Raw genomic sequence first — 5,188 nt, 5'->3', positions numbered from 1 at the left:
ACGAAAAAAAACCCGACTGCAATCGGGCTTTTCTTCGGCAACTTGCTGAGAAATTAATCTCAACTAGAGCACAGTTATCTTGAACCCTAATTGTAGCCTAGTTGAGCCAAATAATTCAAATTTTTTTGAAGGACAACATGGCTCTAAAAAAACAGCTAGACCTGTTTTTCAACGATCTTGCGTACTATCCGCACTGCACAGATGATTTTGCGGATGGACAATACAGAACGAAAAAAACAGAAGCAATTAGAAAGAAATACATTGAATTCAACCAACCTTGTTTGGTGTCTTACTTTGTCTTTGATCTCGATTACCCTGAATCTGCACTTGCTTGGCGAGAAGAAAACTTGCCTGAGCCTTTTTGGGTAGCACAGAACCCGAAAAATGGGCATGTACATATATGCTACCGTTTATTATTTCCCTATCCCACAACGGAAATCGCAAGCATTAAGCCAATGCAGTACGCTGCAAAAATTCAGGCTGCTATGGCTCGAAAACTCAAAGCTGATGCAGGGTACAGCCGAAAACTGACCAAAAACCCCTACAATCCCGCTTGGCGGACGATGTATTTCACAGATAAATCGTACTTGCTCGATGAGCTTGCCGATTATGTTGTGGTTAAAGCACTTAGGAAAAGCGAGCAAGAGCAAGGCTTGGGGCGTAACTGCACCATGTTTCAGCAGGGCGCATCATGGTCGTATAAAGCTGTTATAGAGTTTAAAAAGGCAAATGCCCCTTTCCAACTGTGGCATAACGCTGTCAAAGACCGCCTAAAGGACATTAATGCAGGTTTCCCCGAAGCACTACCTTATTCAGAAGTTAAAGCCACAGCAAAGAGCATAGCAACGTGGGTATGGCAGAGATTTAGTGAACAAGGCTTAAAGCAATGGCACGCTGAGAAAGGGCGTAAAGGTGGGCAAAAATCTAAACGTGGAGCTAAAGCTGATTCAGAGCGTTCAACGAAGCCTTGGGAAGCTATAGGAATATCACGCAGGACGTACTACAACAGAAAGAAAAATGGCACTCTGTAAGTTGCACCAAATAAGCTATATCAGATATCCCTTCGAAGAGGGGGTATTTTGGGTGTCAATATGGTCAATTTTAAGAATGTTCCACGATCTAAGCCTAGGCTATTTTTAGCTGTTTCTGAATGATCAATTTCTTTATCCGAAGTTTCATAATTTAAAGAGAGTTTTACGTTGTTTCCTAAATTAAGATTTAAAGAGTTTGATGAGAATTGGAAGGAAGTCACACTAAAAAATTGTATTACTTCAATTGATTCAGGTTGGAGTCCTCAATGTGAAAGCTACCCTGCTAACTCAAGCGAATGGGGGGTTTTAAAAACGACTTCAGTTGATTGGAGTGGCTTTAATTCTTCTTTTAATAAGAAACTACCTTTAGAGCTGACTCCTCGAAAGGAAATAGAAGTTAAACCTTTGGATATTTTGGTTACACGAGCAGGGCCTACGGAACGAGTTGGGGTTGTTTCAGTTGTTCCTCATTCAGTTCGTTCAAAACTGATGATTTCAGATAAATTAATTCGCTTGAAATCAAATGAAGAAAACAATCCTCTATTTTTAGGCATTAGTTTATCTTCAGTAAAATGTCAGAATCAGTTGCAGTCTAAAACTTCAGGATTAGCAAAGTCACAAACTAATATTTCCCAAAAAATATTGGGTGAAGTTCTTTTAAAACTGCCTTCAAAAGAAGAACAAACCAAAATCGCTTCTTTTCTTTCCGCAGTGGATGAAAAGATTAGTCAACTGACCAAAAAACATGAGCTGCTGAGTCAATACAAACAAGGCATGATGCAGAAGTTGTTTAGTCAGCAGATTCGTTTTAAAGCAGATGATGGAAGTGAGTTTGGGGAGTGGGAGGAAAAAATCCTTTCAGAGATTGCAGAGATTATTGGTGGCGGTACACCATCAACTAATAATGAAGAATATTGGAATGGTGACGTAGTATGGCTAACACCATCTGAAATAAGTAAAAAGTTTATAGGTGAAAGTAAGCGAACAATTTCAGAACTTGGCGTTCAGAAATCTTCAGCAAAAAAACTTCCAGTAGGCACTATTCTTTTTACTTCGAGAGCAACTATTGGTGAAGTAGCAATTGCTATTGCAGAAGTAACTACAAACCAAGGGTTCCAATCATTTATTGTTAAAGAAAACACTTTGAATGAGTTTTTATATTATTGGCTTGTAAATAATAAAAAATCATTTATTGAACGAGCGAGCGGTTCTACTTTTCTGGAAATCAGTAAAAGTAAAATTCAACCAATGGAAATTTTACTTCCTTGCATAGAGGAGCAGACCAAAATCGCCAATTTTCTATCTGCCATTGACCAAAAAATTGAAGTCGCAGCACAGCAAATTGAACAAGCTAAAACGTGGAAAAAAGGCTTGTTGCAGCAGATGTTTGTTTAAACCTTTTTCATTTTACGCACAGTTTGCGCTAGATTTAATTTTTAGAGTGATGGATTGGTGATTCTATATCTAAGCAAAAAAGTCGCTTAAAAAGCAAATGGTGAGCATTTAGAGCCATTCATTAATTTCTTTTTACCAAAAAACTAAAAGGCGAGCATTTTTTTACAGAATGCTCAAACTGGGAATCAGTTTTTAGTTGTTATCCACCAACTGCTAGCTTGGGCTACCAATCCTTTGATGTTTTAACGTGCATCACCATTGCCGTGCCAACGCCTAATTTTTCTTAGTAGCCAAACTTTGAAAAATTAAATTTGCTGTTTTTCAGTGTTTTACATTACAGAAGCCAATCTGTTAGGGAAGCCAATCCCAAGCAAAACACTGTTTTAGATATTTCACATCAACCACCATCGGCTCAGACTTTCCCGATTATCACCACTTACGTTTTTATTCGCTCGGAGTGACTGCAACCCTTAAAAATCAAGGGTTTTGTACTAATCTGATCTCCAACACTCATAAAGATTCTCACGAATCACGACCTTGCATGTTGCCTGCACTGTTTCCAGATGCCATGCTCAAAACGGTCTTGAGTGCGTCCCAAGTTATCCAATTTTGTCTTAACGTGTAGATCGCTTATCTGCTGAATTTGCTCTGTGTTCCATGTTCCGCCCCCCGTAGTTCCAAGAATTTAGGGGCATTAATACAGTTTACAAATCGTCAAAGCAGGTAAAGCACTTTCACTACCAAATGCGAGTTTGACCGTTAACAACGGCTGACACGCAATTACAGGCTTGAGCTATCCATTGATCTCAACTTAGCAATGTGGAATGTCGTCACGACAAATTCACCAAATCACTGTTTGAGTACCGAGTACGCCATCTTTCAACTTGCACCCCTGTTACGTCACCGTAACCGCAAAAGCCCACCTGTTGGCCATACGTCTGTCATCGCTAACAGCTCGTAGGGTTTCTTAACGAGTTTATCAATCCTTGAAAACTCTCAACCTCTCAAAATTGGCAGGGTTGATCTAGTCGCCTAGATTCCCGTGTCCTTGTCGCCCAACTACAGCTCCCCCGACCTAAAAAAATCGAATGGAATGAGTAGAAAAGGGGAATCACACCCCTCAGCCCTCGTTGCAGCCGCGCCAGCTAGGTTTCCCACGCACGCAGCTACACCGATGTAATTTATCAAAATGGCAGTAATGATAAATCGGCAGATGCTGATTCTCGAAAGGTTGGCTAAACCCTTGAGAATCAGATAAAAATATCTAAAAAACAAAGGTTTGGCAGACCTAATAAAAACAGCAATATCTAAAATCAAAACTATCAGATTACAGTCATGTAGTCAAATCGCAGGAACTACATAATTGTTAAATTCCATCATGTAAAAAATAAGAAAATTTTAAAAAAATTTAAGGTATTAAATTCTATAATTTAAGATTTAATCACCTTAAATCACTATTGTTAAATTCCAATAAAAAAGCTATTTTTAACATAAAACCGCTATTTGGATGCTGTGATGATCTATTTTTCAATGTTTTCTACACTTGCGATGCAAAAGCTACAAGATGAAATAACAAGATCGAATTGTGTTCTTTTTGCTGAGCTTGATATGGAATTTCATGATGACGAGGAGTTTATAAACTTTGTTGAGAAATGGACTGAGCGTTATCAACTCACAATTTCCCCAAAAGAACGCTTTAAGCAAAAGAAAAAAGGGCATCCAACTTTTGATTTAATCATCAAGCCGAACCTTGTTGGTGATGATGCTTTCACTAAAGATTTAATTGAAATTGCTAAAAATGAACCTGAAAAATTTACTCGTTCAGACTTTGATTTTTTAAATCATTCCGAGAGTTATTTAGAAATGAAGTTTTATCTTTTTTGCAATATTGATACCCCTCAAATCTATGACGGTCTTATACCAATTGACCAAGTGAATAGTACGCTTAAAAAGTATATTGATGGTGCTGAAAAATTTTCTTATGTCTTTGATTCACCAATTAAATTTGGAAATTATGAGCTTGTACGTTTAACTCAAAAGCGCTCAATCAAAGACGATTTAGAGGGGCGTGAAAAAAATGCTTCCGATTGGACTTGGAGGATTGGATCTGAATCTTATAGCAAGGTGCAGAAACAGGGTGAGGTACTGATTAATCGTTGGAATCAGTGCATTGAAAAATCTGAGGAAGAAAAACAGGCATATTTTGAGAAGCATTTGAAAATTTTAGAGGGCTATCTTGGTTTCAGAGGTGTGCGTAAACAGGTCGGGACATTATGGGCTAAGGAACGTAAGGTTTTTAAGGCTAAATATGGCGAAAAATATTTACCCTATTATCGCCCTTTAAAATTGAAGTATGTGCAACGGCTTAAATCAGGACTTAGAGCTAATGCAGAGCCATTGGAGATGATTGAATACATGAAAAAAGCGATTCAAAAAGCAAGCAAATAAAATGGTTTTGGTTTCTGGTTGAACACACCAGGATTTTTTTCAAAAATCTTGGTGTGTTCAGCAAAACCAAACTCAAACCTTTTAAAAACAGCAACATACATTTTTGTTTGTTGTGCATTTTTTTAATAATTCGCAATAAAATGAATAACTTAACAAGGTTGTAAAATTGGTGTACACTTTTCCGCAGACGAAAAAAAACCCGACTGCAATCGGGCTTTTCTTCGGCAACTTGCTGAGAAATTAATCTCAACTAGAGCACAGTTATCTTGAACCCTAATTGTAGCCTAGTTGAGCCAAATAATTCAAATTTTTTT

Annotated in this window: 2 protein-coding genes and 2 pseudogenes; all 4 read left to right on the top strand. The window is 37.9% G+C overall.

The genetic code is table 11. The features are described from left to right. The first annotated feature begins 101 nt into the window (after positions 1-101). The gene (locus FTU86_RS13610; protein WP_180078323.1) at positions 102-1,031 is read left to right on the top strand and encodes a replication initiation protein; all 930 of its coding nucleotides are present in this window, start codon (positions 102-104) and stop codon (positions 1,029-1,031) included. 168 nt (positions 1,032-1,199) lie between these two features. Then, a pseudogene (locus FTU86_RS13900) lies at positions 1,200-1,718 on the top strand (restriction endonuclease subunit S); the annotation flags it as partial. After that, positions 1,704-2,426, top strand: a pseudogene (locus FTU86_RS13895) (restriction endonuclease subunit S); the annotation flags it as partial. The pseudogenes FTU86_RS13900 and FTU86_RS13895, both read left to right, overlap by 15 nt. Positions 2,427-3,941: 1,515 nt before the next feature. Beyond that, complete coding sequence (locus FTU86_RS13600; protein WP_180048601.1) at positions 3,942-4,874, top strand: hypothetical protein; 933 nt, start codon at positions 3,942-3,944, stop codon at positions 4,872-4,874. Positions 4,875-5,188: the final 314 nt, after the last annotated feature.

Origin of the sequence: Acinetobacter sp. YH12155, assembly GCF_013418255.1 — a bacterium.
Taxonomy (GTDB): Bacteria; Pseudomonadota; Gammaproteobacteria; order Pseudomonadales; family Moraxellaceae; genus Acinetobacter; species Acinetobacter indicus.
The sequence above is the reverse complement of the archived record's forward strand: the minus strand, read 5'-3'. Positions and strand labels throughout refer to the sequence as shown.

What these genes read in the sequence shown, in the direction of transcription:
- FTU86_RS13600 (WP_180048601.1), top strand. Translation starts at nt 3,942, where the DNA reads ATGATCTATTTTTCAATGTTTTCTACACTTGCGATGCAAAAGCTACAA.